Source organism: Spirosoma foliorum, from assembly GCF_014117325.1.
Lineage (GTDB): Bacteria > Bacteroidota > Bacteroidia > Cytophagales > Spirosomataceae > Spirosoma > Spirosoma foliorum.
This window is the reverse complement of record NZ_CP059732.1, coordinates 2215577-2242500: the sequence shown is the minus strand read 5'-3', so window position 1 is coordinate 2242500 and position 26924 is coordinate 2215577. Positions and strand designations below refer to the sequence as shown.

Annotated in this window: 21 protein-coding genes and 1 pseudogene (1 of these 22 cut by a window edge); 13 read left to right on the top strand and 9 right to left on the bottom strand. The window is 46.8% G+C overall.

Annotation, left to right across the window (positions count from 1 at the left end):
- The 3 genes and pseudogenes from tyrS to H3H32_RS09170 all read right to left on the bottom strand — a co-directional run.
- Positions 1-678, bottom strand: a pseudogene (gene tyrS, locus H3H32_RS09180) (tyrosine--tRNA ligase) (it extends 610 nt beyond the left edge of the window).
- A 117-nt stretch (positions 679-795) separates the two neighbouring features.
- Complete coding sequence (locus H3H32_RS09175) at positions 796-2010, bottom strand: S-adenosylmethionine:tRNA ribosyltransferase-isomerase (protein WP_182462388.1); 1215 nt, start codon at positions 2008-2010, stop codon at positions 796-798.
- Complete coding sequence (locus H3H32_RS09170) at positions 2003-2512, bottom strand: hypothetical protein (protein WP_182462387.1); 510 nt, start codon at positions 2510-2512, stop codon at positions 2003-2005. The genes H3H32_RS09175 and H3H32_RS09170 overlap by 8 nt, the downstream gene beginning before the upstream one ends.
- A gap of 172 nt (positions 2513-2684) precedes the next feature.
- Here H3H32_RS09170 and H3H32_RS09165 point away from each other — a divergent pair, with 172 nt between their 5' ends.
- The 9 genes from H3H32_RS09165 to H3H32_RS09125 all read left to right on the top strand — a co-directional run bounded on the left by H3H32_RS09165 (position 2685) and on the right by H3H32_RS09125 (position 12522).
- The gene (locus H3H32_RS09165; RefSeq protein ID WP_182462386.1) at positions 2685-3236 is read left to right on the top strand and encodes a cob(I)yrinic acid a,c-diamide adenosyltransferase; all 552 of its coding nucleotides are present in this window, start codon (positions 2685-2687) and stop codon (positions 3234-3236) included.
- A 155-nt stretch (positions 3237-3391) separates the two neighbouring features.
- Positions 3392-4462 (top strand): branched-chain amino acid aminotransferase, encoded by a 1071-nt coding sequence (locus H3H32_RS09160; RefSeq protein WP_182462385.1) that lies wholly within the window; start codon positions 3392-3394, stop codon positions 4460-4462.
- A gap of 210 nt (positions 4463-4672) precedes the next feature.
- Positions 4673-5281, top strand: a complete 609-nt coding sequence (locus H3H32_RS09155) for a hypothetical protein (protein ID WP_182462384.1) — start codon at positions 4673-4675, stop codon at positions 5279-5281.
- 59 nt (positions 5282-5340) lie between these two features.
- A complete protein-coding gene (locus tag H3H32_RS09150; protein WP_182462383.1) occupies positions 5341-6687 on the top strand; it encodes an erythromycin esterase family protein in 1347 nt (448 codons plus the stop codon).
- Between the two features lie 69 nt (positions 6688-6756).
- Complete coding sequence (locus H3H32_RS09145; RefSeq protein WP_182462382.1) at positions 6757-7905, top strand: hypothetical protein; 1149 nt, start codon at positions 6757-6759, stop codon at positions 7903-7905.
- Between the two features lie 366 nt (positions 7906-8271).
- A complete protein-coding gene (locus tag H3H32_RS09140; protein ID WP_240543731.1) occupies positions 8272-8979 on the top strand; it encodes an OmpA family protein in 708 nt (235 codons plus the stop codon).
- Between the two features lie 125 nt (positions 8980-9104).
- Positions 9105-9863: an oxygenase MpaB family protein gene (locus H3H32_RS09135; protein WP_182462381.1), complete on the top strand. Its 759-nt coding sequence runs from the start codon at positions 9105-9107 to the stop codon at positions 9861-9863.
- A 15-nt stretch (positions 9864-9878) separates the two neighbouring features.
- Positions 9879-11261 (top strand): L-serine ammonia-lyase, encoded by a 1383-nt coding sequence (locus H3H32_RS09130; RefSeq protein ID WP_182462380.1) that lies wholly within the window; start codon positions 9879-9881, stop codon positions 11259-11261.
- A 187-nt stretch (positions 11262-11448) separates the two neighbouring features.
- Complete coding sequence (locus H3H32_RS09125; protein WP_182462379.1) at positions 11449-12522, top strand: AI-2E family transporter; 1074 nt, start codon at positions 11449-11451, stop codon at positions 12520-12522.
- 86 nt (positions 12523-12608) lie between these two features.
- Here H3H32_RS09125 and H3H32_RS09120 read toward each other — a convergent pair whose 3' ends face one another.
- Both H3H32_RS09120 and H3H32_RS09115 read right to left on the bottom strand, forming a co-directional pair.
- The gene (locus H3H32_RS09120) at positions 12609-15122 is read right to left on the bottom strand and encodes a PspC domain-containing protein (RefSeq protein ID WP_182462378.1); all 2514 of its coding nucleotides are present in this window, start codon (positions 15120-15122) and stop codon (positions 12609-12611) included.
- A gap of 36 nt (positions 15123-15158) precedes the next feature.
- Positions 15159-15566 carry a PadR family transcriptional regulator gene (locus H3H32_RS09115; RefSeq protein ID WP_182462377.1) on the bottom strand — a complete coding sequence of 136 codons (408 nt, stop codon included), beginning with the start codon at positions 15564-15566 and terminating at the stop codon, positions 15159-15161.
- Between the two features lie 170 nt (positions 15567-15736).
- On the opposite strand from H3H32_RS09115, the gene H3H32_RS09110 reads away from it, so the two are divergent.
- Positions 15737-16042, top strand: coding sequence for a hypothetical protein (locus H3H32_RS09110; RefSeq protein WP_182462376.1), 306 nt, complete (start codon positions 15737-15739; stop codon positions 16040-16042).
- A gap of 269 nt (positions 16043-16311) precedes the next feature.
- On the opposite strand, the gene H3H32_RS09105 is transcribed toward H3H32_RS09110, so the two are convergent.
- Both H3H32_RS09105 and H3H32_RS09100 read right to left on the bottom strand, forming a co-directional pair.
- Positions 16312-18780, bottom strand: coding sequence for a glycoside hydrolase family 9 protein (locus tag H3H32_RS09105; protein WP_182462375.1), 2469 nt, complete (start codon positions 18778-18780; stop codon positions 16312-16314).
- Between the two features lie 189 nt (positions 18781-18969).
- Positions 18970-21258 (bottom strand): hypothetical protein, encoded by a 2289-nt coding sequence (locus H3H32_RS09100; protein WP_182462374.1) that lies wholly within the window; start codon positions 21256-21258, stop codon positions 18970-18972.
- 659 nt (positions 21259-21917) lie between these two features.
- Here H3H32_RS09100 and H3H32_RS09095 point away from each other — a divergent pair.
- Complete coding sequence (locus tag H3H32_RS09095) at positions 21918-22457, top strand: hypothetical protein (RefSeq protein WP_182462373.1); 540 nt, start codon at positions 21918-21920, stop codon at positions 22455-22457.
- 441 nt (positions 22458-22898) lie between these two features.
- On the opposite strand, the gene H3H32_RS09090 is transcribed toward H3H32_RS09095, so the two are convergent.
- A complete protein-coding gene (locus H3H32_RS09090; RefSeq protein WP_182462372.1) occupies positions 22899-23762 on the bottom strand; it encodes an SDR family oxidoreductase in 864 nt (287 codons plus the stop codon).
- A 103-nt stretch (positions 23763-23865) separates the two neighbouring features.
- On the opposite strand from H3H32_RS09090, the gene H3H32_RS09085 reads away from it, so the two are divergent.
- Positions 23866-24282 carry a winged helix-turn-helix transcriptional regulator gene (locus H3H32_RS09085; protein WP_182462371.1) on the top strand — a complete coding sequence of 139 codons (417 nt, stop codon included), beginning with the start codon at positions 23866-23868 and terminating at the stop codon, positions 24280-24282.
- Positions 24283-24450: 168 nt separating this feature from the next.
- On the opposite strand, the gene H3H32_RS09080 is transcribed toward H3H32_RS09085, so the two are convergent.
- Positions 24451-24618 (bottom strand): hypothetical protein, encoded by a 168-nt coding sequence (locus H3H32_RS09080; protein WP_182462370.1) that lies wholly within the window; start codon positions 24616-24618, stop codon positions 24451-24453.
- Positions 24619-24854: 236 nt separating this feature from the next.
- Here H3H32_RS09080 and H3H32_RS09075 point away from each other — a divergent pair, with 236 nt between their 5' ends.
- Positions 24855-26411, top strand: coding sequence for an MFS transporter (locus H3H32_RS09075; RefSeq protein WP_182462369.1), 1557 nt, complete (start codon positions 24855-24857; stop codon positions 26409-26411).
- Positions 26412-26924 lie beyond the last annotated feature (513 nt).

Sequence of the window (26924 nt, the reverse complement as noted above, 5' to 3'; positions counted from 1 at the left end):
TGCTTTCGTTACCAAAGGTGTGGTCAGCGCAAAAGCCTGGTATTCTTCACGGCCTTCTTTACGCCTGATCAATTCAGTGCCAGTCGTGATATTACCCCATTGATCGGAGCCGCCCATCTGTAATCGGACATTCTTATTCTTATAGAGCCAGTAAAAATCATAGCCCTGCAATAACTGATAGGAGAATTCGGTGAAGGAAATCCCGGTCTCGAGCCGCTTCTTGACCGAATCTTTCGCCATCATATAATTGACGCTGATATGTTTGCCTGCTTCACGCAGGAAACCCAGGAACGAAATCTCCTTAAACCAGTCGTAATTATTGACCATTTCGGCGGAATTGGCGCCACTAGTAAAGTCGAGGAATTTGGTTAGCTGCTGCCGGACTCCTTCCTGGTTACGTCGTAAGGTCTCTTCGGACAGAAACTCTCGCTCAGCGGCTTTTCCCGACGGGTCGCCAATCATACCGGTTGCTCCTCCAACCAGTGCAAACGGTTTGTGGCCAGCTCGCTGCAAATGCACTAGTAACATGACGGTTGCCAGGTTACCGATGTGGAGCGACGCGGCTGTAGGATCGAATCCAATATAGCCCGCCGTCAGTTCTTTCTGGAGTTGTTCTTCAGTACCGGGGGTCATGTCGTTCAACATGCCTCGCCAGCGGAGTTCTTCAATAAAATTCATAAAGAGCGAAAGAGTGCAAGAGCGAAGGAGCGATTTGAGAAGGCGTTTCTTGTTCGCACTTGCACTCTTTCGCTCTTTCGCTCTTTAAATTCTAATAGTCGATTGCAAAATTAATAATTACGGTAAAAGCAACGACGAATCGCCATAACTCAGGAAGCGATAATCGTTTTCTAGTGCTTCCTTATATATACGCTTCCAATCATCGCCAATGAGAGCAGAGATTAAAAGAATCAGCGTTGAGCCGGGTTGGTGGAAATTGGTAACAATACCTTTACACAATTTGAACTGATAACCCGGTGTAATATAGATACCTGTATATGCTACGATTGATTCTTTACGAGAATCGATCAGTGACTGTAATACGACGTTTAACGAATCCTCTGCTTTGGGCTGTTCCTGAATGGGAACCTGATAGGCATAATGCTGGTCGAGTTGGAACGGGTTGGCATCCTGACGTATTAATTTAACGCCCATCCAATACAAACTTTCCAAGGCACGCATGGAGGTTGTCCCAACGGCTACCACAGTATCGATATGCGCGAGCAGATTGCGGAGATTCTGCTGTGTGTACACAACCTCCTCCGTATGCATGTGATGCTGGCGAACATCTTCCGTTTTAATAGGTTGAAATGTTCCAGCCCCTACATGCAGCGTTAAATAGTCATGATCAATTCCTCGGCTGGCCAATGCGTCGAATACAGCCGGGGTGAAATGTAGGCCAGCTGTGGGTGCGGCTACCGCTCCCTCCTGCTTCGAGTAGACAGTCTGGTATGTTTCCCGATCCGTTTCCGTAGCATCACGTTTGAGATAGGGAGGCAACGGAATTTCGCCCGCATAGTGTATGAGCTGAGCGAACGTTAATTCGGCAGGTTGCCAGCTTAATTCAACGGCCGATTGCTCATAAGTATGCCACCGTACCGACAACTTGACCTCTCCGTTTGGCGTTGGCAATGTTGTTTCCAGCGTTTCGTCTGGTTTCCAACGTTTACGATTACCGATCATTCCCTGCCAGACAGCCGAGCCTGTGGCTTCCATTGCCTTACTAATGGGCTGCGAATTCGGGAAGGGATTAAGTAGAAACAGTTCGATAACAGCTCCCGTTGGCTTGGTAAAATGCAGTCGTGCCGGAATGACCTTTGTATTATTAAAGACCAGAAAACTGGTTGCAGGCAATAAATCCGGCAAACTAGTGAATCGTTCATGACGAATCTGGCCCTGCTGGTACACAAGCAGCTTCGACGAATCGCGCTGAGGGAGCGGAAATCTGGCGATACGTTCATCCGGCAGATCGTACTGAAACTGACTCAGTAACAATTCATTTGTTTCAGTCATCGTCACCGGGTTTCATGAACAAACGTATAGGCAACCAAGCCAGTACTGCAATCAGGATCACAGTAGTCAGCGGTAATAACCAGGCGTACTCAATATATCGAATCGGGCGGTCAGAACGATTAAGGAATGAAAGTACCAATAGACCCAAGCCTAGTATCGTATTAATAGATGCGATAATCATGCTAAACCATTCCTTAAAGAGCACGTTGAGCTTTGGCCGATGATTCGCCCAAATAGCCTGATTAGGCACAAGAAGCTGGGGAGTTGGTACACGCAGAAAAAGTCGGGCTACGGCATTAACCAGTGTATTGTTAATCAGGAAAATAGCAATGGCGATGTAAAAAATTGTTTCGCGATTGATCGTTTGAAGTGAGTGATTCTGATCGTCGAACCGAACGTTGACCTCATCGGGATACGAAATATAACTGCTAAATAGCGCGAATAAGAATCCGGCAATGGACAAAATGCGCCACACACGGACAAAAAATGTACCTGCTTTCATTAATACTAATGAGTGATTGAGTGATTGAGTGATTGAGTGACTAGTCTTAATCGCCTGGAATCACTTATGAGATTTACAACTGGCTTTTTTAAATCAGCGCGCAAAGGTACGGCTCGAACGGGGGAAATCCGTTAGCTTAGCCATTTGTTGAGCATTTTGGTTTCGTGATTCTATGAAGATTTACACAAAAACAGGCGATAAAGGCCAAACGGCGTTGATTGGTGGGCGTCGGATAAGCAAAGCCGATTTACGAATTGATGCCTATGGAACGGTTGATGAACTTAATTCATGGATCGGACTGGTACGCGACCAGCCAGTCAATGAAAGTCAGAAAGGGCTATTAAAGGAAATTCAAGACCGGTTATTTACCGTCGGAGCCGAACTGGCCACTGATCCCGAAAAGGCTCCTAAACGGGCAATTCCTGTCATTATTCCAGACGATGTGCTTCTACTCGAGCAGGCTATGGATGCAATGGATACTGAACTGCCTGAGTTACGCGCTTTTGTTTTACCTGGAGGACATCAGTCGGTATCGTTTTGTCACCTCGCCCGAACTGTTTGCCGTCGGGCTGAGCGACTGGTGATTGCCTTAACGGAGGAATCTCCCGTAGATGAGCTGGTGATACAATACCTGAATCGACTGTCTGATTATCTGTTTGTCCTCAGTCGAAAGATGGCACAGGAATTGAATGCTGAGGAAGTAGCCTGGAAGCCCAGAACGTGATTTCAAGTTGTTTTCAGTACGCCATATTTTGAAAATATGGCGTACTGAAAACAACTTGAAAAAAAGTTGTCTTGACAACTAAACTTACTCAATCTAATTTTTTAGCTTTGCCGTAGCCTGACCATCAGCAGGCTAACTCATTAACCACAGCTGTTATGACGACGGACGTATTGCAAATTGAATTGCGGAAAGCGGAACGCTCCCGCCTTCAGGAGGTAGATTTTAATCATCTGCCTTTCGGAAAACATTTCTCGGACCACATGTTTGTGGCCGATTTCGTAGATGGTGAGTGGCAAAATCAAATGATTGTGCCATTCGACAATTTCACGCTAAGCCCCGCTCTGTCGTCGCTACATTATGGCCAGTCAATTTTTGAAGGCATGAAAGCGTTCAAGAACGAGGCTGGTGAAGTATTGATGTTCCGTCCGCAAGCCAACTTTGCGCGGATGAACGAGTCTGCAAAGCGGATGTGCATGGCTACCCTACCCGAAGAAGTATTCATGGGTGGTCTGGAAACGCTGCTCCGTATCGATGCTGATTGGGTGCCTAATACACCTGATAGCTCGTTGTACATCCGTCCGTACATGTTTGCGACCGATACGTATCTGGGCGTAGCTCCCTCAAAAACGTACCGTTTCTGCATTTTCACCTGTCCGGTTGGCGCTTACTATTCTAACCCACCTAAACTGAAAGTGGAAACCGAGTTCATTCGCTCGGCTCCAGGTGGTGTGGGTTATGCTAAGTGTGCTGGCAACTACGGCGGTTCGCTATACCCAACGCTAATGGCGCAACAACAAGGATACGATCAGTTGATCTGGACCGATGCTCGCGAACACAAATACATTGAGGAATCGGGTACAATGAACATCATCTTCGTTATTGATGGCAAAATTGTGACACCAGCCACCTCTGATTCAATTTTGAAAGGTGTTACCCGCGATTCGATTTTGAAAATTGCCCGAAGCTGGGGTATGGAGGTCGAAGAGCGCTTAGTTTCTATCGAAGAAGTAATCAGTGGTATCGAAACCGGCCGGTTGACGGAGGCCTTTGGTGCTGGCACAGCCGTAGGTTCCTCGCCTTATTCGCTTATTGGCTACAATGGTAAAGACTATATGCTGCCTGAGTTTGCTCCCGAAGATTCGGTTGCGGTTCGGGTGAGAAATTACCTGAGCGATTTACGCACGGGCAAGATTGCCGATAGCTTTGGCTGGATGCACCGAGTTTAATTTTCACACTCTTTCATATAGAAAAGCCCCGGCCGTTTGGTCGGGGCTTTTCTATTTTATGACCATTGCTCGCTGTACATGTATCGATTTAGAGGCCCAGCAACCTTAAAATAAAATTTAACATAGGTTTAATTGACCTTTTTCAATTAAAGTAGTTATTGGAGCAACTTTTCTTCCATACATATTTATCTACATCTCTACATTTTTGTTATGAAAGCGGCCCCAGTACTTCTGTCTCTACTCACTATTAGTTTCTTGTTCAATTCCTGCAAAAAGGATGAAGCTCAACCTATGCAAATTGCGAATGTACTTACGGGTGGAGATTTTGAAACATCACCTTACTCGACCTGGAGGACAGACGTTCTCAAAAATAATACGACTCGCCCTACTAGCTACACAGTCGATTATTCGACCGAAGCATCCTCGTCGCCCACTCACTCTATAAAAGTTAGTTGCAATCTGGCCCCGAATGATTCGACCTATCAACTTTTTCAGCAAGATCTTTTTACCTCTACAACACCTATTCCTACGGGTGCCAAGCTAACCTTAAAGGTCAAAATTAAGACTGTTAACATACAGGGTAATGGCATTTCAATTGCTATTGGAGGCAACCTGGGCGTCAACGATAACTATGCCCCTGCTTTCTATACATCGACTGAGGGGAAAACCTCGATTACTGGGACCAATGATTTTAAAGAATATACCATAACCTTCGATTCGTTCCCTGCGAAAACCTATAGCTATTATGCGTTAATCTTTTTTCTGCCCAAAACTACGGGTACTGCTTATTACGATGATGTCTCGTTATCGGTGAATTAAGGAAACGGCAGACGTTGATAGTTATCTGGTAGAGTTCACTTCATTATTCGGTTATGTTAATGCCCTGTCAAGTTTTTCGCCTGATGCTCCTCTTTGTATTCAGTCTGTTTGTGGCAAGTTGCAAAAAGACTGACCCTGATCCACTGGCAGACTTATCTTCTGACAAAGTCAGCGTTGTTCAGGCGTTTAACAAAATTATCCTGCCGCTACAGGACGCTGATCCTACGCGTGATTTTACCGAGTTGGCACCCCTTGATACTATTCTGGCAAAAGCGCAGGTGGTGGGTCTGGGCGAAGGCACGCACGGTACGCGAGAATTTTTCCGAATGAAAGATCGATTGTTTCGCTATCTGGTTCAAAAACATGGCCATCAGACCATCGCTTTTGAGGCTAATTTCGGACGGGCAGTTATTGTAAATCGGTTTATTCATGGCCAAAGTACAGGTCTGTCGGCCGCAACCTCAGCGGCTAAAAGCATGTATTTCTGGACGTGGTCGACCGACGAGGTACGGGAATTACTCCAATGGATGAAAGACTACAATGTCGGTAAATCGGCTGACAAACAACTATCGTTTTACGGTTTTGATTGCCAGTATGCTGATGATGAATTTCCATTAATTACCGAGTTTCTAACTAAAGTCGACCCAGCCTCTGTACCACGCGTTGATTCGTTAGTCACTCAATTTGCACTTCTTGGTCAATCATCAGTAACAGATCAACTCCGGCAACAGTATGCAAACAAGTTGACCGCGTTATCTAATCTTTTTGTCTCGAATGAGAGTCAATGGGTTGCTTCAGGGGGGCGGCAGGAGTACGAAATTGCCAGGCAAGCGGCTCGCGTTCTCTTCCAGCAACAGGATTTAGGCGATGCAAGCTCCTGCAATTATAGTGTCAAACGAGATCGGTACATGGCTGAGAATGTTCAATGGATGTTAACGAGGGCGAACATTGGCAAACTAACCTTATGGGCCCACAACTATCATATTGCCAATATTCCTTATGCGTTCTGTAACTTTCCGTCAATGGGCGCTATCCTGAAAGAGCAATTGACCAATAAGTACCTGATGGTGGGTCAATTGCTCACAAATGGTTCGTTTACCGTAGTTGATGCCTCTCAGAGCAGTCGTAATTTAAAGACCCTATCAGTTCGTACTGAAGGTGTAACTAACTCATTTAACTACTTACTTGGAAAAGGGCAATACGCCAACTTTGCCTTGAATCTTCACGATGCAAAAGTAAGCTCAACCTTAACCGATTGGCTGAGCGCCAAGTACCCGCTCTTCGAAGTCGGTGCCCTGTTTGATGAAAGTAAACCCGAGCAGTACTATAGTATAACAGCATTGACAGGCCGTTTCGATCTGTTAATTCATTTTCGGGACACCACCCCTAGCCAGCTACTTCCCTAAAAAACACCTTTACCGCAACGCCCTACCACTAGTTTACGCATCTATTCATTTTTTCCACCCTTAACCATTATGATTCGGCTCGTTCTATTGCTTTGCACCTTATCTGTTTTAAAGACTTATGGCCAAATCGTTGTTTACAAAGACGACAAAGGGCAGATCTTAACAAAATCGGATAGTTATGCCTCAGGCCGACAAACGGCCACAACAGCGACCTACACACAGGTAACGTTTCTGGAAAGCCCTTTCTACACCTTTCCCGTTTGGCAAGAGGGCAAAGTTCAACTGGATAAATCAGGAAAAGAGCTGGACTGCGAGCTGGCTTATAATCTAGTTACGAGTGAAGTCCTGTGCAAGTTTGCCGGTGATTCTGCAGTGAAAGTGATTACGCCCGAATTGTTTACCATCAACAATACCAAGTTTGTACGTTTGCAAAACAGCATAGCTGGCCTGGACTATCGAACGTATTTTTCAATTGTACATAACGGACCAACTAAGCTTTGGACGAGTTTGACCAGTCAACTAGAGCCGCGCAACAGTGCCGAAGAAGTAAAAACCCGATATTATAAAGATCTAAATATTCAGGGCATCTACCGCGTCAAAACAAAGTACTATATCCAAAAAGGCGACCGAGAACCTAAGCTCATCAATTTATCCAAAAAATTGCTGTTGGAGGCTTTTGCCGATCAAGCCCAGGCTCTGGAATCGAAAATTCCTAACCGGCAACTGACCACGAACGATGTCATCGATATTATAAATGTCTATGATTCGCTGGTAGTCGCTAATCAAAAAAGCCTTGCTCATTTAAGTAAAGAAGAATTATTTAAGCGTAGTCTCGAATCCCAGATCACGTATCCTGGCTGGGTTGGGAAACAAGGGATTTACGGGCGTGTTTATGCCGGATTCGATGTCGATGCACAGGGAGGTATTCAAAATGTGGTCATTCTTAGCCCGGAGAATATTGGGTTTGGCTTCACGGCTGAGGTGAAAAAGGCACTGGAAAATCTAACAAATGTAAGTCCCGACTTTAAAGGCAGATACGCAGTACCTATTGCATTCATCTATACAAACAAAAAGGAAAAATCAGGCCCGCACATACCCATAAATCGCTTACCCGAAGACCGTGTAGGCGATCGTCAGATGCTGGACGAAATTGCGGTACCCTATGTAGTGACAATGCCCGTAATTGCCAGCAGAGAGGTTTGGGGCTACTATAAATAACGTGAATAATGGATAGAGCCTAAAATTTCTCCCTGATTATCAACGATTTATAATGCTATTTTTTGTCATCCCGACCTCAGGAGGGATCTTTGGCAATTGGTTATTTACCGAAGATCCCTCCTGAGGTCGGGATGACAGAAAACTAGTATGATTCTATTCGTAAATCCTCCATAATTCACGTTAAATAGACAGCAAATGGTGCGCTAGCACGGGGTATTTGCAGCAGGTGGAAGCAAAAGTAATCTGGCTATTAGAAGAATAACTACGGTCTCAAGTAGAGATTTATTGCCGTGGCGCACCGGTTTTGGTATGAGTTTTGCCGGTAGCATTTACTGTAGCAATTTTCAGTCTTGAACCAGTACGCTAATGACTATAGTCCGTTACTTGTGGCTATGTTGCTTTCCTCTTTTTTGTTTAGGCCAGCAATCAGGCGGTATTAAAACGCAGAAAACAGTATTTACTATTTCGGCGGTAGATGACAAAACATCAGCAGAAGTAGCCGCACAATTTACCATTGAGGCAAATCAATCCAAGAAAAAATTTGTTGGCAAAAGCCAGCTTGATGGCAAATCCTTTGCCTTTATACTGACGCGTACCGACACGCTGAATGTGATAACCAGTGCTCCCGGCTATTATGAAGCCGAAGAATTGATGGTGGTTACGTGCGATACCTGCACCGATTATGGTTACGTTGTGCGGCTTGAAAAAGAAGAACCGAAGCCCGACAGTATTTTCCGAAACCTACAGGTTAATCAGGCTTTCAGGCTCGATAATCTGTATTTCGATCAAAGCAGCTATTTACTTCGTCCAGAATCATTTCCCCAGCTGGACAAACTCGTAAAAACATTAGCGACTGCGCCAAACCTGGAAATCGAAATAGCCGGACATACCGATAATGTTGGTGACCGACGACTGAATAAGGCCCTCTCGGAGAACCGGGCTAAAGTAATTGCCAGCTATATCTCTCGGAAAGGAATTGACGAGAAACGGATTCACTACAATGGCTACGGCGATACAAAACCGGTTGCCCCCAACGATTCAGAAGAAAATAAAAAAAAAGAACCGACGCGTTGAATTTGTTGTCTTAGCGATGTAAGCTTTGTCAGACAATTGTCAAGTTTTGTCAGAAGTAGTCAGAGAAGTCAAAATAGCCTGACCCTGACAATGTTTTGACTATAGCTGACCATTTTTGATCATCAATGACAACCTATTTCGTAAAACCCGGCTCTATCGTACGTCAGATTTGGGGCGATGCCGATGTGATTCTGCTTGTTTTCGCTGGATCAGCTGCCGAATTTGCGCTGAACAAAGCCGTTGACTGGCTTTTTTATACAGGCAAGCTACCCGCCGATCCCATCGGTCGTTTGTTCTCAACAGTTCGTTACGCCCAGGAAATCGTATTCTTTCCTGAAGATAAAGCCCGACAATCGATTAGCCGGATGGGTGCTATTCATACCGGCATTGAGAATAAACGAGGCTACCAAATCCCCGACTGGGCCTATCGGGATGTACTTTACATGCTCATCGACTACTCCGAGCGAGCCTACGAAACCTTAAAACGACCCCTTACTGCCCCCGAACGCGAAGAGCTGTTCAGTGTATTTCAACAGGTTGGGGTTGGTATGGGGGTTCCCAATTTACCCACTACCTATGCCGATTGGAAAATTGATCGGGAGGCTCACCTCAATCGGGATTTGGTTCATAGTGAGTTTACCGATAAATTGTTCCGGCGATACCAGGAAGAACTTGGTAAATGGCGGTACAGTTTGCTTCTCCAGGTACAGGGTATACTCGTGCCCGAGCAAGTACGGCAGTTGCTGAACCTTTCAAATAAATCGCTGCTGAATTATTCCCTGGGTTTGTATGGTCTGCTGAATGCCCTTGGTCTCCGATCGGTTGTGCAGCGAATACTATTACCAGCCCAATATCTGGACCAGATTCGAAGTTTGGACCAGTAACCGACTCTCATCAACATGCCTACTAACCCTATTACAACCTCCATTTTCGATCTGTTTAAGGTCGGGCCGGGGCCGTCTAGTTCACACACAATCGGCCCGATGAAGGCGGCTTTCGATTTTCGGCAACGACTAGCCCAGCTCCCCCCTGAAACTCAGCAGCAGGCTACTGCCATTCACGTGCATCTGTACGGTTCGCTGAGTGCGACGGGCAAAGGACACGGCACCGACCGGGCTATTGTTGCTGGCTTATTAGGCTGGCAACCCGAAACTACCGACCCCGATGCGCTACTTAAACTGCTGCGTGATGGCTCTGTAACCTATCCAATTCCAGTTGGTGATCAGCTTATTGAACTTGGCCCCCAACAGATTCATTTTGAGCGCATTCGATACGACTCTCCCTATCACAATACGATGGTGCTGCGGCTCGCCAACGGAGAACAGACCCTCTATTCGGAAGAATACTATTCTATTGGAGGTGGCTTTATTATCCGTAAAGGAGAACCCGAAATAGATCCCAATAGTCTATCGGTACCCTATCCATATGCAACGATGGCGGAGCTGAAAAACCAGCTCAAAATCAATAAGATTTCGCTGGACGAGTTGCTGATGGCCAATGAAATGGCGCTAACTAATCGTACTAAAGCGGAAGTAAACCAGCGGCTCGATCAGATACTGGACTTTATGCACAAAGCCGTTCGGCGCGGGCTTCGACACAAAGGCATTCTACCTGGCTCTATTAAACTGACCCGAAAAGCACCGATTCTGTTCCATCAGGCCAAAGGCATGAGCCAGTCGTCGGATAGTTTTTTGATCTTCCTGAATGCCTATTGCCTCGCGGCATCGGAAGAAAATGCCGCCGGTGGTATTGTTGTCACGGCCCCAACTTCGGGGGCTTCGGGCGTCATTCCGGGTCTTACGTATTTGGCTAAACACCACTTTCACTACGATCGACCAACGTTGCGGGCCGGTATGCTGGCGGCTGCGGCTATTGGCTTCTTAGTAAAACATAATGCCAGTATTTCAGGTGCCGAAATGGGCTGCATGGGTGAAATTGGGACAGCCTCGGCTATGGGAGCCGCATTTTTGACCCGTTGCGCGCAACCGATCGGCGATATTGCCCCCATCGAAGCGGCCGCCGAAATTGGCATTGAACACCACCTCGGCATGACCTGCGACCCCATTGGTGGTTATGTCCAGATTCCATGTATTGAACGCAACGCGATGGGTGCCGTAAAAGCGTATAATGCGTTTCTACTGGCAACTTCCGGTGCGGCTTCGTTCCAGAAAATCTCACTCGATGCGGTCGTCAAAGTAATGAAAGCCACTGGCCGCGATATGTCGACAAAATACAAGGAAACCTCCGAAGCTGGATTGGCGCTGAGTGCTACTGAATGTTAAAAATTTAAGGGGAAGGGGGAAGAAAGGGACAAGAAGGAGGAAAGGAAAGTCAGGGATAGGCGTTCTTCATTTTTTATCCTTTCTCCCCCTCGTCCCTTTCCTCCCCCTTCTCCTTTTTTAAACAATTGAGGCTGTTTAATGCGTTTTTAATAAAATGCGTACATTCAACGCAGCACTTAGTTGACTTATGTCCAATATTTACACACCCCAACAGCAACGGGTTTTACTAATTACAAGCCTGATTGTCATTGCAGGCTTTATCATTTATGGCCTCAGCGGCTACATATCGGCTTTTCTGGGGGCAGGCATTCTCTACGTCGTCTTACGACCCTGGTTCACGGCGCTGGCCATCAAACGAAACTGGAACCGATCGCTGGTGACGTCTATCCTGATCGTCTTCTCAGTGGTTGTGATTATTATGCCGTTTCTAACGCTGAGTTTATTACTCATCGACCGAATACAATATTATTCGCAGCATACCCAGGATATTCTAAATTTAGTCAAGAAAGCCGAAGAGCTGACAGGTTATAAGATTACCAGTCAGCAAAATATTCAGACGCTTCTCCGTCAGGGTGGCACTTATGCCAGTAGATTACTTCCCTCATTAGCAGGTAGTACACTCGACTTTATTGTCATACTGGGCCTTATGCTGTTCACCATGTACTTCATGTTTGTGCAACAGGAAGCCTTTCAGAAAGGGCTTCAGAAGTACCTGCCGTTCAAACGAGATACGCAAAAGGAGCTGGGGGAATCACTCAAAAACAACGTCAATGCCAACGTGCTGGGTCAGGCATTGGTTAGTTTGGTACAGGGTATACTAACCGGATTAACGCTGTGGATTTTTGGCGTACCCGATTCGTTGTTCTGGGGGACCGTGGCCTTTTTTATGGCGTTTATCCCCGTCCTCGGAACCCCAATCATTTGGGCTCCAGCCGGCTTAATTCAGCTCTCGCAGGGCAACACGGCTCAGGGGGTAGGTATTCTGGTTGTCGGAGCTGTGGTAATCATCAATATCGATAACTTACTCCGCATTATGTTAGCCAGACGTATGGGCGATATTCACCCACTCATTACGCTGGCGGGTATTGTATTAGGCGTACCTATTTTTGGGATTCTGGGCCTGGTCGTTGGTCCATTACTCCTCTCCTACTTCATCGTGCTCATTCAGGTTTTTGAACGCGAAAACAAAAAGCAGGAAAAAGAAGTAGCTGTGGCCGAGGGGAAAGTAGAATCTGCGGTGGAAAAGAGTAAACATAAATGAATAATGGATAATGTAGAATGAATAATGACTTATGAAGACAGTCTATTATTCATTCTACATTATCCATTATTCATTCCACATTAATCTTACTGGTGCGTTACCTTACTGGCACCTGAGGTTTCAGAATCAATCGTACCAACATGGCCAAGGGTAGCATGACTGGCTCCGCTGGCATCAACGTGGGCTCTATCGACCTCCATACCATTGGCTTCGATTTTACTAGCGCCACTCAGATCAGCCTCTAATTGGTTAGCATGACCGCGCAAGACTACGTTCGAGGCCCCCGATAGTTCGATATTCAGCTTCTCCACAGAACCATCGAAGACTGTCCGACAAGCACCACTCATGTCGATATCCAGTGTTTTGAAGTTTCCGAATTCAACTAAGCTGGCTTTCGAAGCTCCTGATAGTTTTAATTCGTCGATGGATGGAACAGTGATTGTTAAGCCGATGCGTTTACGATTGCTCCAGTCGAACAAACCATTACGATCAATGGACACTTGTAGCTGATTACCAGTCACTTTTACGTTTATATCATCCAAATCCTTTTCACGTCCATCGGCGACAACTTTATAGGTCGTTCCTTTACGGAAACGTACCACAAATGCACCACCAACATCTACTTTTGAGAACTCGCTGACATTGAATTGCCGGGTATGGTCGCCAATGTGATCGAAGTCATCACCTAATTCGCTGGCAACTGCATTCTGTACATCATCGGTAAGATCAGTTACGTCATTATCCTCGCTGTCGTCTTCCTGATCTTTTTCCCTTGGATAGTTGATACAAACCAGGCCATCATTTTTGGTAAATTTCCAGATACTCGACTCCATTCGGTCAAACTCTTTCTCCCCAAATTCATTGCGAATAAAGCGAGCGAAATCGCGAGTCATTCGGAATGGTTTTTCATACGGAACTAACAGATCCATGTCCAAATCCTGCCCCCGGAAACGAGCATTCGGTGTCAATTCGATCGTTTCGTTGAAACGTACCGTTGAATCTTTAATCGAATAGGCATACTTAATTTGGCGCGCATTTGCTTGAGCATCAGCCCGAGTACGGCCCTGCGACCGGAAATACTGCACTAGGTTCAAGGTTGTTCCTTCGTATCCTTTCACATCAATAGATGGGCGCCAGTTGTCGTCATTTTCTACCTGATTCATGGCAAAGGTTGGAATGGCTGCGGACACACTCAATACCTTCGTTTCCTCAACCGTTCCCCGACGTTGGAAGCTAGACAGTACAGGCGTAGCGGTACCGGCAAAAACTACCAGGCTAGCGAGCCAAACCCCAGCCAGTGTAAGGGCAGTACGGCTACTCAACACACTCTTCATCGTGATAAGCATAATCCCCAGAATCGCTAAACCAAACGCCGGAAGCAGACCAACTAAAACCCCGGAAAACACCATCGGAACCGAAATATCATGCCGGAACATTTCAATCGGGAAATCACTGTTTGTAAAGGAGTTACCTGTACTGATACCGATAGCGGCTCCTAGAAATGCTAGGCAAACAATCATCCCAGCGAAAGCCAGAATCAACATCATAACACCAGCAAATACCCGAATCAGCGAAACAACGCCATTTAACAAAGGCCCAAGAGCGCTACCTAATCCGCCAATGATCGTTGCAATGGCCCGGAAAGGGAACAACAGTAAACGGGTCAGCGTGCTTTCATTATGAACTGTTTCGTTGATATTCAAATTTTGCTTGATGCTGTGCTCAATGTTGGAAAGCGTGATGGGTTGCCCCTGCATTTCCATCTTTTCGGTGAGTGTATTTGCCTGAGGAGCAATCATCCAAAGTACGATATACAAAAGAAATCCAACGCCAAAGAACACAATACCCAATACAAACAGCAGTCGGATAATACCCGTATCGACTCCGAAATAGGCTGCAATCCCTGACGCAACGCCCCCAAGTACTTTATCTTCAGGATTTCGGAAGAACTTTTTAACCGTTTTATCATCCTCAATCGTCGTGACGCCTGGTAGGGCAATCCACATCGCGATGTACACGATAAAAACGAAGCTCGACACGCCCGCTCCAAACTCATGTCCCAACGGAGGCAATGCTAAAAACAGGGTCAAGAAGATTAAACGCACCCACACTACATCAATATTAAAATAGTGTGCTAAGCCCGCACATACACCACCAAGGGTTTTCCGCCGTACATCGCGCACTAGTCGACGTGGTTCGAACGACGATTGCGAAGCCTGAGATGAGGCACCAGAGGCAGAACTTGGATTTGACGTAGCTGTGTTTCGTGCACCTTGCCCCGTGCCTGATGCTGAATTACGGCCACCGCTGGTGACCAGCACTTCTTCTTCCTCAACGGCTTCAAAGTCGGCAACGGTACCCATTGCGGCAACCAGCTCATTGACATCCTCTAACGAAACAGCCTGTTTATCAGCCGCTTTTAATTTAGCCAGAAGTTTCTCAGCGATCCGGTTCTCAATATCGGTTACAATTTCCTGACTGTCTTCGTAGGTCGAAAAGTATTGTTGTACAGTAGTCAGGTAATTTTTCAGCTTGTCGTAGCCATCCTCTTCTATGTGAAAGATGACGCCACTTATATTAATACTTATTGTCTTTTTCATGACGGTCCGACGATTCGGTTTATAGAAGAGAATAGGTTAAGCGTTGGCTGGTGGGCTAGTTGGATCGGGTGAAGGCGAAACAGACACTGCGCCGTTGGTAAGCTTTTTATGCTGCTCAACTTTCCCGACAATCGCATTAACGGACTCGGCAAGTTCCTGCCAGGTTTCGTTCAGGGCATCTAACGAATTGCGGCCAAGGTCGGTCAGAATGTAGTATTTGCGTGGTGGCCCGGATGTGGACTCGACCCATTTATAATCGAGCAGACCGGCATTTTTCAAACGGGTTAGCAGTGGGTACAAGGTACCCTCCACAACCATGATTCGGGCGGAGGTCAGCTCGTCGAGCATATCGGAGGCATAGATTTCGCCCCGCGATATGATGTGCAGAATGCAGAACTCCAGGATGCCCTTCCGCATTTGCACTTGAGCGTTTTCAATATTCATTCGTATCTACTGGTTTCGTGAATTTCATGAATCAAAGGTACAGAAAGGTACTATGCGATGCAAGGTACTTTGCCATTTTCCCCTTATACCTATGATAAAAGGTCTAAAAGATGGTTGAATGGCATATTGAGATGGCCCTAAAAATCCGGACACGAAGCTTTTTTAACTTCGTGTCAAATGGCCAAACATTCAACCGCCACGACGGACCGTTCCCAAACGAAAGTATACCGCTGAATTCAACGGGGCCGCCCGCACGGGCCGATGGGTTGCGGCCAGTTGCCAACGGCGAACCCATCCTTGCCCTAGCTCGTAAAATGGGCATCAGCGATAGCATCATTCATGCCTGGCGAGCGGCTGAAAAAAAGAGTATAGGGGAAGAAAAACAAACTTCTGCTCTGGAAGTCGAAATCGAGTCACTCAAACGACAACTTCGGCAGAGCGAAATGGATCGGACGGCCGAAGCCGCGCGAGATTAAAAAAAGATGTCGCCATGTTCAGCTGACAGATTTAAGGCTGATCTATCAATTCATTAAACAAGAAGCAGCCAATTCTCCGGCAAGACTACTCCATAATACTTTGGCTATCAGCTATCTTCTTCCTATCTGGGCGGACATTTCACTTTTGAGAGTTTAACAAATTAGTGTGGTGAAATTGGTTTTCAAAATCAATTGGGGAACGGTAGCCCAACCCCGAATGCAACCGGCGAACATTATAATACCCATGCTCCGGCGACCCGGTCAATACGTTAGTATTCGGCTAGTAACGATAACCACTTGCCGGCTGAAGTAACCCACACCTCTTTGTAGGTAGCATTATTGATGGCCGGCCACCAGGGAACATCGTCGTTATTGGCGGTTCGTATGCCGACCGGTATTTCCCCGGTTATTTCACCGGAAGAAAAACTATCCAGTTGCGGATACCTGTTTCCTTCCCCGTAAATGAGCGATTGACCAAATGGGTTTTTTCCGACCGTCCAGTACAATTGTTCACGCCCGATCTGAAGTAACTTTTCATCGTTTAAAAAATGCCCACACATGGCAGCCGCCTTGCCGGTAGATAGATGGACCGCCGTATTGCCATTGAAAATGCTGAACCAAACGGGGAATCGCTTCAGGTAATGCTCGTCATCCAGCTTTACCCCTTTTGTCAGTTGTTCCGTATATAACTCTTTGGCGTTGGCTGGCGGAAATAAATGCAACGAGTAGAAGGACGCTGAATCCGACGCTTCATCTTTATGGTACACACCACTCGGTATCATGCCGTATGGAGCCGTGTAAACCAGGATGTCTTTGAGGTAATTGCCATACAACTGCACCGCCTGGTACCACTTCGAATAATCAGGATGATTGCGCTGCGTTTGACATAAGAGAATAAGTGCCTGCATATACACCTGATCTCGGGACTGATGTACGAAATGCACAATGGACTTTCGAGTCGTATCCCGGTAAAAAAAACCTTTAGTTCCCTTCGCATCACCCAGCGGAGTGGTCCGTTGACACTTGAGTGTATAACGAATAAAATCGGCGGCCGTTTGGGCGTATTGCTTTTCACCCGTCAATTGGTAAAGCATACTGGCTGCCCAGGAAACAGTGGCCATATACTGGCTTTGCGACGTATTATAGTTATGTTCATACATCTGGGTGAAGCCCCCATACCCATTTTCCCGATACGTCTTCATCGCCAACGAAAAGTCCTCCCGGGCTATTTTTCTCAGGTATTCGCTAAACGCAGGATCTCCATCCAGGGTCATGGCGGCATAAGCCTCGTAAGCGGCATAGAGAAACGTATCAAACGAGTTATTCTGTACCCGCACCGATTGAATATCATCCAGCGTGCCTATTACACCATCCTGCCAAATAAGCAATCCCATGCTGCTGGCCCGATAGCCGTCGTCATACCGGTTCTTCAATACAAAATTGAGTCCCCATTCGGCCTCTTCCCGCAAGCGGGCTGCCAGTAATGGATCTTTTGTTCGCTGATTTTTGAACGATTCCAGCAAGGCAAACGTAACATCGGCCGTTTGCAAGGTTTGCTGAGAAAGGTCGCCTGCGTCATGCCAGCCACCACTGTAGGAAATCTTTTTCCCCTTATGTTCAGAAAACAGGTCAAGATGACACTGGCCGTGTATTTGCGGCACCGCATACCCGCACCGCTGACAGAAAATATAATTTAATACCCGCCACTGGGAAGCCGTCCAGATACGAGTGCCAATCCCGAAGGAAGCCGTTTTTATCGAACCGAAGACGAGATGGTAGGTCCCGACTTTTGTGAACGAACTAAAATCAAGTACCTCGTAATCACCCGTAGACGTTTGTACACGCTTGGCGTTCGCTTCATAAGCTATCTGGTGAGTCGCTTCATTGATAAGTTGAAAACGAGTATTGGGTTTACCGCTTACCCGGTTAGCAATAGCCGTTTTTTTGCCTTCGGCCATGTAGCCCGATGTGGAATAAACAATACTGTTGGGGGCTGGCATCCACCCATGACTTATTTCCTGGGTTTTTACTTGTTTTAAAACGGGCTGATCAATGTAATAAATGACCGAGTCGCCGGTGGTTAAGTTCTTGCCTTTTAGCGACACGTAAAAAGCAATTTCATCTACTTCATCTCGCCTTAGGTCCGACAAATCCAGATAACAGCGGTTCCACTGGTGGTTGGTCAAATTGATAAGATGATCGGCGGAAGCCGTCAGCGTTCCTTTTTTGGCGGATCGGTTCCTATTTCGACAATCAATATTGATATTTACTACCTGCGCCCCTTCGGCCTCCGGGTAAATAAAAAATTCAAGTCGGTTGTAGGCTTCCCAGTTCGCCCCATTCAAGTCCAATTGCATGCGGCAGTTGCCATAAGTGGCATAGTCTGGGTCATTGACCGAGCCCACAGCTCGTTTTCCGGTAGCTGTGGGCAAACTCAACCGCAATGTAGGCTGACCAGATTTTGTGCGACTAGTAACCATGGCCAGTTTTCCATAGCCCGTATGTTTCCAATTGTTGAAAACAGCCGCGGCACTCAGCGGCTGCGCTTTTAGGACTGGCTTTGTCAGCGACATGGCTTCAAAAGACCGGGCATGATCAAGTGGTAAGGGCCGATGAAGGAGACCACTTCGAACAATTTCATTAAACAGTCTACGATCAATTCCATTTTCTGGTGTCTGGGCATGAAGGATCGAAGTTGTAAAGGCCACTAGCAACGTAAAGAGTACTCGTAAAATCATTCGTGCTCGTCAATAGAAGATGTCAATCAAAAGTAATTATTTAACCTACAGCTACGTCAAGAAATGGGGCATTTAAAGGAACAGTGAACCAGAATGATTTAGTGAACAAGCTTGTCAGATGAATTGGACTGGCAGTTCAGGGGGATAATTAATGCAGCTTTGTGCAATTTCTATAGAGTATCACGATCATCAGTTGTTTTTGTCCCGACTCCATTCCAACCGGAGCCGTAAATGCCCCTGAACCTGATACTCCTGATACGTTTTAGCTGTTTCACTAGGCCTGAAGGGATCGCTATCGGGCGCGTCCTCATCGTAAAGATTTATGCTGGGCAGAACGCCACTTTTAGCTAGAAATCGTACCCGACAGGTATAGGAGGCTGTACCCGCCAAACGTAAAATGAGATAACCACTGGTTTTGCCTGTTACCTGATAGTCGGCCTCATCAATAGGGTAATCAGCAAAGACAATGATTGGTACGCTGGCGAATCGTTTATAGGAATAACTCGTCAGAATATAGGCTAAGGCTCCCCCGTAAACTTCCTGACCGACGGCTCCGGCCTGCTTCCAACCTGTCGATATATCCTCCAGGGGAATGGGTAACTCCCGGATGATTCGTCCTTCTTTGGACGATTCGCAGACAGAATCAGCGGCTAGTTCCGATGGATAATAATACTTTCCCCGGTGTAGCAAATACTTCATGTACTCCGAAAAGAACAGTCGGATGGAATCAGGAACATCACGGCCTACTTCCTGGAGGTAATTAATCATCGTGGCTACAATTTCACCTTCCTCATAGGCGGCTAAGTAGGGGGCATTCCGAAGGGGAGCCACCCCCAGAAATGTACTTCGATGCTGGCCAAAACCGAACTGGCAATCCCAGATCCACAGGCGAGCGATGACATTAGCCAAACCTTGCCGACTCAGATCGAAATACAGACGGTTACCCGTAATTTTCCAAAGCTTGGCCAAGGTTAGCGCACTCATAATGGTAATATTGCTCTGATAAAGCAACTCAAACCCCTTGCCGCGCAACCGTTCAGCAGACCTAATGGCTTCATCCAGATAGCGAGATTCTTTGGTGAGTTCATAGATCTGCACCATGACGTGCGTATAGAGTCCCGCTACGTCCAGCTCCCCGCCTTTTCCTTCATCAGTTTCGGCCTTGATTACAGCCAACGTATGGATGTCATAGAATACCGGCCAATCATAGGCGAAATGATGCGCTGCTTTAATGACAAATTCCAGGGAATTAAACAGTAACTCTTTGGCCTCCGTATTGCCCTGGTCCGCTAATCGGCCCAGATTCATTAGCGTATGTAACAAATACCACGAATCTATTTTAGTTGGATCCTGCTCCTCACTACGTTGGCTAACCTCCTCTTTAAACCTACCGCCTGGCAACCACCGCATGAGTGTTTTTTGCTGCGCATCATAAAACGTGGGCAGGCTCTTTTGCAAGCTTTCGACCAACGGTAGTGATTTTTCGCTCCATTGCTGATACTCCCAAAGTGGCACTAAGATCGCCAGCTGCACCATGCTTTCGGGAGGTTTATAGGTAGCATCGACGTAGGCATTTAGGTAGAAGTGCTTCTGAATCATACGCCCGCAACCGGCTGATTCACTTAAGGCCTGGATCGTTCGTTCAGCTGCTTTGGGCCAGTGATAATACTCGGTTTGGGGTTTGGGGAGGTGCCGGTAAATGCTGGCCATTACGTCCAGAAACTGATCAGCCGCTTCGAATTCACTCTGGGGAATGACGTCGCTTAAATAGAGAAAGGCATCGGAAAGCGTAATTTCTGTTCCGGCTGGTAAAGGCGAAGTGGCAGTCGGCAACGCAAAGCCAAGCTCCGGCCATTGAACGCCAACGGTATCCGAAGGCTCGGTTTGGCTTGTTTGAAAATAGTCGTTCAGAGCCGTAAAGTTCTGGAAATACAGGAGCGAACCTTCGGTTGGTTTGGTCACTGATAGATAGGCGAGTCCGGAGGTTGGGCCGGTCTGCGTAACATAGACCATGCCTTGAGTCATAGCCGGATTAAAATCGCAATCCAACACATATACATCCCGGGGAAACGCCTGAATGGTGAAGGGTTGGTTAGGTATCAACGAGGTCGTATAACGCAGTAGCGGATAATTCCCTTTTGGCAGTTCGACTAGTACCCGAAATCGACCCAGAGCACCGTCAATCAAGTACTCAACTTTAGTTTTACTCCTGCGCCTTACCCTGAAGCCCTTGATCAATTGAGGGTCAAAGCAAGTCCGAATCGCTAGCTTACCCGCTTTGCCAAAACTATATACCAACCAAAATGAGTTCGTTGTCAGACAGATGGCCAAATGCCCTTGTTGAAGTTGCACATGAGCATCAGCTCTGTGGGTGGCTTGTTTAAGCTGTTCATTGAGCCCCGTTACCCACTGGGATGTTTCTTCGGTTTTGGTAAAGGATTGCCAGTACGTTGGACTATTGTAGGATTTACTTCGCATCGATAATTACGCTAACTAGCTCCTTAAAAAAGAACATGATGAAAAGGGCTTTTACTGCTTTTTATAAAAAAGAAATACGGCCAATAGAAACTAAGTTACTAACCCGTTAAATTAATGCGATGTTTTAAATTGGAAGGACCATGCAAACGAGGCAAACTATAAAATGCCAGTAGTGACATAACAGGTTACTACTGGCATTTTATCAAGGATCAATGTATCCCTACAGAGGCTGTTGCAAAAGTCTCGGATGAGTTAAGTCACCCGCTTTGGCCGTTAAATTGTCAGCTACTGACTGTTTAAAAATAGGTAGTAAGTATAGTCCTGCTAGCCCTTAGCCGACCGTATGCGACGGATGGTGTTGGACAGATATTAAAAAAAACGTCTCGTAAAATGCTCGATCTTGGCATTAAACTCGATTAGTTTTAGCGACTCCTGCGCCAGTTCTTAACGATCGTTCGAATACCAAATACGAGAGCGACAGGGATGGCCACATATCCCACTAGCTTCAGGACCACAACTAACCAATACAAAACGTAGTTCATACCATTTCGAGACAGCCTGATGAAGGTTGCTTGACGAAGATACCAGGAAAGCTAACCATTTTCTACCTATAGCCAACGTAAAGCATACCTATTGACTTCATTCGACGAAAATATGTCATGAACCAATCCATCCAGAAACCGAAACGATCAAACGCATTTGGCCTGCTCGCTCTGGCATTGGCACTTATTGGCTGGGCCATACCCATAGAACTTCTTTTGAGGCTGTTGATCGTAGCAGCTGCTTGTGCGATCATTGGATTGGCGAGCGACCGAACTAAACTGTTGAGTGGGCTAGCGATAGGTATGGGTTTACTGGTGTACTTTATACGGTATCAATATGACTTGGGAGCAGATGCGTTAGATAAGCAGCAGTACGAAGTACGCTATGAGGTAGATTGCCAGGATTGTAGTGTCCGATTCACGAATTCTTCGGGTGGTGTAGACGAAGAAAAAGGGGTTCGTGGTGGCTGGAAGAAGGTCATTCATGCTCCTGGAAATTTATTTATCGACCTGACTGCTCAACCGAATGGCGCTGACCCAATGGCATCTGTTCGTCTGTTTGTGAATGGGGTCTATATGGCTGGAGCGCGTTCGTCCGGTCATTACCTGGCCGCCTTTGCAAGTTGTCGCCCTCGTGATTACTACGATAAACGCTAAGTTGTTCGAGACAACCTTGACAGCATTATTTTGCTTCAGCTTGCTGGTTTAGCTGAGGTAATATCGTCTCACTAAATCGCTCCTCTCTGAGACACATCATTCATTTCCTGCCTTCTAATGCGTAGAAGCATTCAACTATAAACGCCGTTATTTAAGTGAGCAAAGATCCGAGCTATTGCATTGCTATACAGCCAAGTTTGGCAGACCTTATTGGGCCGGGCCGATGGTGGCCCAGTGAAGGGACCGGACCACCATCTCGGCAACATAGCCCGTAAGCGAGCCGGAACCTTGCCAAATAGCCACACCCGATAAATCCAATGGTTATGAGGGCATGTTAGGGGAATTGAGGTAAGGCGAAATCGCTTGCGAAAAAGCAGCAAATAGCGACGACTTCGGGCTGGGTGATTTGAGGAATGTGGTATTAGCCGCTGCTACAAGCAGTTAGGTGCCCAAGAAATAAGTCGCTTTCAGATATTCCCGCAGCGAAGTTGGCTTGCGGCCTAGCAGACGCTCGACGGTATTGTGCGTCTCGGCCAGCATGCCATGTTGGGTGGCGGCACCCCACTGGGCAAGGAACTTGGCGACGACTTCGGGGAAGCCCGCGGCAACTTTCTGGGCAATGTAAGATGCCACCTCAATGCTTTTGTAAGCGATGGGCCGGGCCGCTAACGCGGAGAATTCCTGAGCAATATCATCAAAAGAATAGGATTCGCTCCCCGACAGAGTATACTCCTGGCCCTCATGCCCTTCGCTGGTCAGTAGGGCGGCCGTGGCGGCAGCTAATTCGGTTCGCTTAACGAATGCTATCTTGCCCTTTCCCGCCGGGAAAAGAATCTCCGTCTCTGGCACCTCGCTCCCAATCAGGTAGCTTAGACCTTCAAAGTAGTAGCCGTTTTTGAGAATGGTGTAGGTTAGGCCGGACGCTTTGAGGTAGGCTTCCGTGGCCAGGTCGCTTTCGGTGACCTCCTGCAGCACAAAATTGGTGCTACGCTGGATGCTTGTGTAAAATAGGTGCTTTACCCCGGCTACCTTTGCAGCGTCTATAACGTTTTGATGCTGGTGCACCCGGTCGGTAAAGGCCACGGCGGAAACCAGCAGCACCTTATCGATGCCCCGAAAAGCTTGCACCAGTGCGGGATAGTCAACGTAGTCGGCTTGCCGGACGTCTACGCCCCGCTTGACGAGGTCCGTAGCTTTGCTGATGTCGCGCACTAGGGCAACAACTTGAGTGGCCGGGGTGGTAGTAAGTAAAAAGTCAATGGTTTGGTGGCCTAACCCACCGGTGGCTCCAGTTACTAGAATCATAATAAGGAAGAAATAAAATCAGCGTACATTTACTTGCTTTTTGCAAGCACAAAGGTAAGTTAAAATACTTGCAAAAAGCAAGTAAAATATAAGTTCGTTTTTTATGAAAGAGCTAAAACAACGTTCTACTTGCCCCATCAGCACATCGCTAGACGTACTGGGAGACAAATGGACCCTACTGATTCTGCGGGACATGGTGTTTGCGGGGAAGTCTACTTATGGGGAATTTTTGCAGTCAGCAGAAAAAATGGCGACCAACATTCTGGCCGATCGCCTGGCGGTTCTGGAATCGCAAGGCATCTTAACCAAAGCTGTGGCCTCCGATAAGAAATCGAAGTTCACTTACCGCCTGACAGAAAAAGGCATAGACACCGTCCCAATTATTATAACGCTACTTGTGTGGGGAACCAAGCATTGCTCCACCATCGTCGACCCTGGCTTGCTGAAAGAACTTGAGGCTGGGCAAGAAGAGGTCGTTGAGAAGTATCAACAGCTCGCCCGCGAAAAGTCCCTGGCTTAAATAACAGGTGTGCATCTTCATGAATGAAAGGCATGGATGACCTTTCAGGGCTTTTTCATAATAGGTCAGGGCCTGGGGATATAGGCCATGCCTTTTTTCCAGGTCAACTGCCGGCCAAGTACCAAGGCCTGATTAGCATAGTTGATCCCCTCATCAGGTTAATATCGACTACCTAAAACTTAGTTGATAAAGCAGCTTGACCCGAACTGTATCGGGTTTGACGTGGGGCAATTCGGCCAGCAATGAATCCAGCTGGGCTTGCTCTACTTTGCGTTGGGTGAAGGCAGGAGTTACGGTTATACCGCAGAGCAGGCAAATCAAGGTAAGTCGAGCCATGTAGTGGTGTGGCAGCAAAAGGAAGCGAGCCGACAAAGTAACTTGAAAAAGTTGGAAACCTGACAGGAGTAGGATTAAACGGGCAAATATCGATTGACTTTAGATGTCGCATAGCCCACGTTTGAGAACGGCGCCTATTAGTGTATATTGGCAGATCGCAGAAACCATCGTCTCATTGAGGAGTATTTCTAGAAAATACGAAAAATGCCCCACTCAATTCCATTAACCTAACTAACATGGTTACTCCTGATAGCAGTTCGAATCAAGATAACAGCTGGGTGCTGCTGGTAATGATCCTGGCCTCCAGCATGGCTTCCCTTGATGCGTCTGCCCTCAATGTGGCTCTTCCGGCTATTCAACGAAGTCTCCAGGCTGATGCTACTCAACTAGTTTGGGTCGTCAATGCTTATGCCTTACTGTTAGCCGCTCTCATTCTAATGGGGGGAGCGCTAGGAGATCACTTTGGTCGAAAGAAAATAATGCTTATTGGCATCGGTCTGTTTGTTGGCTGTTCAGCCGCCTGTGCAGCAGCCCCTTCGATCGAGTGGCTCATTGTGGCGCGCACTGGTCAGGGACTAGGGGGAGCCTTCCTGATCCCCGGCAGCCTAGCCATCATTACAGCCGTATTTGCCGATAAGCAGCGAGGTAAGGCTATTGGAACTTGGTCTGCCACAGGAGCTTTGACTAGTTTGGCTGGTCCCCTTCTGGGGGGTGTACTAGCTGGAGAAGGGCTTTGGCGAGCTGTTTTTTTGCTTAACCTACCGCTTGGTCTGGCTGCCTGGTGGATCATTTACCAAAAAGTACCTGAGACTCGGGATGAAGCCGCAACTGGGTCTGTCGATTTGATCGGAGTGGTTCTGTCTTCCTTAGGTCTGGCCAGTTTAACGTACAGTTTTACGATGTGGTCAACTTGGGGACCTACTCATCCGTTCATTTATGGAACCTTGCTAGGCGGCCTGATTAGTCTGGCAGGATTCATTGCGTATGAGTTACACCATCAGCAACCCCTGGTTCCCATGTCGTTATTTAAGGTGTCCAGTTTTGCTGGAACAAACTTGCTCACCTTATTTCTATATGGTGCGCTGAGTGTTGTCTCCTTTTTCCTGTCCTTGAATTTAGTGCAGCTCCAGGGATATAGCCCTTCTTTAGCAGGCTTGGCCTTCATAGCGCTTCCGCTACCACTCATACTCCTTTCTCGCTGGAGTGGGAATCTGTCCGATCAATATGGTCCTCGACGGTTGTTAATTATCGGTCCGGCGATTATTGGCTTGGGATTTTTAGGGCTATCCTGGATAGGGCTCACCAGCGGGCCGTCTCAATACTGGGCTACTTTTTTGCCGGCTTTATTAACGGTTGGTATTGGTTTGACCTTGACTGTAGCCCCACTGACCAATACGGTGATGGGATCGGTTCCAGCCCATAATGCGGGGGCAGCTTCCGGCATCAATAATGCTATTGCTCGTACTGCTGCCGTGTTAGCCCTAGCTGTTGCCAGTTCAATAGTTCTGGCAACCTTTCGCTATCAACTGAGTGAACAAATAAAGCCATTACACTTGTCTTCAGCGATTATAAAGACTTTACAAGAAAAGTCTAATCAATTGGGTGCCACCCCTGTTCCAGCTCAAGTTACTTTAGCCAACCAATCTTCCATCCATCAGGCCATTCGAGAAGCCTTTTTATATAGTTTCCAGGAGATTATGTGGGGCTGTACTGGTTTAGCCTGGCTCAGTGCCGTCGTAGCTGCTTTTTGGATAACTCCTGTGGCGAAAAAGTTGACTGGAAAATCGTCCTAAACTCGTTGTATTTCTCGAAAGGTTTCTCGCAGAGAACGATATACATAAGTAGAACAATTAGTTCTTCATCTCACTTCAGAGAGCGTTTTAGGCGACACCTGTATCCATTGCCAATCGCACCACTGGGCAAATCTGCGTTCTAAATTATGTTGGGGTCGTTCTAGTAGAATAATAGTCCTTTGCTCTGGATGATAAGCTAGGATAGGTTGGTCTACCCTCAAATCGCGTGATTGGCGATAGTCAAGTAAGCTCTTGAAAGGCCTTGTCAAAAGCGCTTTTATAAAACCCCTTTCAACTCAGTTGATAGCGTATCTATGAAAGCCATCTTATCCCACGTTTAAAGCAAATCCATAAATACAAATACACTAACAAATTAAATCTACTATTCTGATTACCAACCCATTGTCTTAATGTAAGTTTAATGCCGTTCACTCAATTCATGATAGGTAGTCTATGGCCTATGAATGACATTTGAAAGCACCCGTTAAACATTCAAGAGTCACAATGGAAATG

Coding starts and splice junctions, on each gene's coding strand:
- H3H32_RS09175 (WP_182462388.1), bottom strand. CDS start 2,010: ATGACTGAAACAAATGAATTGTTACTGAGTCAGTTTCAGTACGATCTG.
- H3H32_RS09170 (WP_182462387.1), bottom strand. CDS start 2,512: ATGAAAGCAGGTACATTTTTTGTCCGTGTGTGGCGCATTTTGTCCATT.
- H3H32_RS09165 (WP_182462386.1), top strand. CDS start 2,685: ATGAAGATTTACACAAAAACAGGCGATAAAGGCCAAACGGCGTTGATT.
- H3H32_RS09160 (WP_182462385.1), top strand. CDS start 3,392: ATGACGACGGACGTATTGCAAATTGAATTGCGGAAAGCGGAACGCTCC.
- H3H32_RS09155 (WP_182462384.1), top strand. CDS start 4,673: ATGAAAGCGGCCCCAGTACTTCTGTCTCTACTCACTATTAGTTTCTTG.
- H3H32_RS09150 (WP_182462383.1), top strand. CDS start 5,341: ATGCCCTGTCAAGTTTTTCGCCTGATGCTCCTCTTTGTATTCAGTCTG.
- H3H32_RS09145 (WP_182462382.1), top strand. CDS start 6,757: ATGATTCGGCTCGTTCTATTGCTTTGCACCTTATCTGTTTTAAAGACT.
- H3H32_RS09140 (WP_240543731.1), top strand. CDS start 8,272: ATGACTATAGTCCGTTACTTGTGGCTATGTTGCTTTCCTCTTTTTTGT.
- H3H32_RS09135 (WP_182462381.1), top strand. CDS start 9,105: ATGACAACCTATTTCGTAAAACCCGGCTCTATCGTACGTCAGATTTGG.
- H3H32_RS09130 (WP_182462380.1), top strand. CDS start 9,879: ATGCCTACTAACCCTATTACAACCTCCATTTTCGATCTGTTTAAGGTC.
- H3H32_RS09125 (WP_182462379.1), top strand. CDS start 11,449: ATGTCCAATATTTACACACCCCAACAGCAACGGGTTTTACTAATTACA.
- H3H32_RS09120 (WP_182462378.1), bottom strand. CDS start 15,122: ATGAAAAAGACAATAAGTATTAATATAAGTGGCGTCATCTTTCACATA.
- H3H32_RS09115 (WP_182462377.1), bottom strand. CDS start 15,566: ATGAATATTGAAAACGCTCAAGTGCAAATGCGGAAGGGCATCCTGGAG.
- H3H32_RS09105 (WP_182462375.1), bottom strand. CDS start 18,780: ATGATTTTACGAGTACTCTTTACGTTGCTAGTGGCCTTTACAACTTCG.
- H3H32_RS09100 (WP_182462374.1), bottom strand. CDS start 21,258: ATGCGAAGTAAATCCTACAATAGTCCAACGTACTGGCAATCCTTTACC.
- H3H32_RS09095 (WP_182462373.1), top strand. CDS start 21,918: ATGAACCAATCCATCCAGAAACCGAAACGATCAAACGCATTTGGCCTG.
- H3H32_RS09090 (WP_182462372.1), bottom strand. CDS start 23,762: ATGATTCTAGTAACTGGAGCCACCGGTGGGTTAGGCCACCAAACCATT.
- H3H32_RS09085 (WP_182462371.1), top strand. CDS start 23,866: ATGAAAGAGCTAAAACAACGTTCTACTTGCCCCATCAGCACATCGCTA.
- H3H32_RS09080 (WP_182462370.1), bottom strand. CDS start 24,618: ATGGCTCGACTTACCTTGATTTGCCTGCTCTGCGGTATAACCGTAACT.
- H3H32_RS09075 (WP_182462369.1), top strand. CDS start 24,855: ATGGTTACTCCTGATAGCAGTTCGAATCAAGATAACAGCTGGGTGCTG.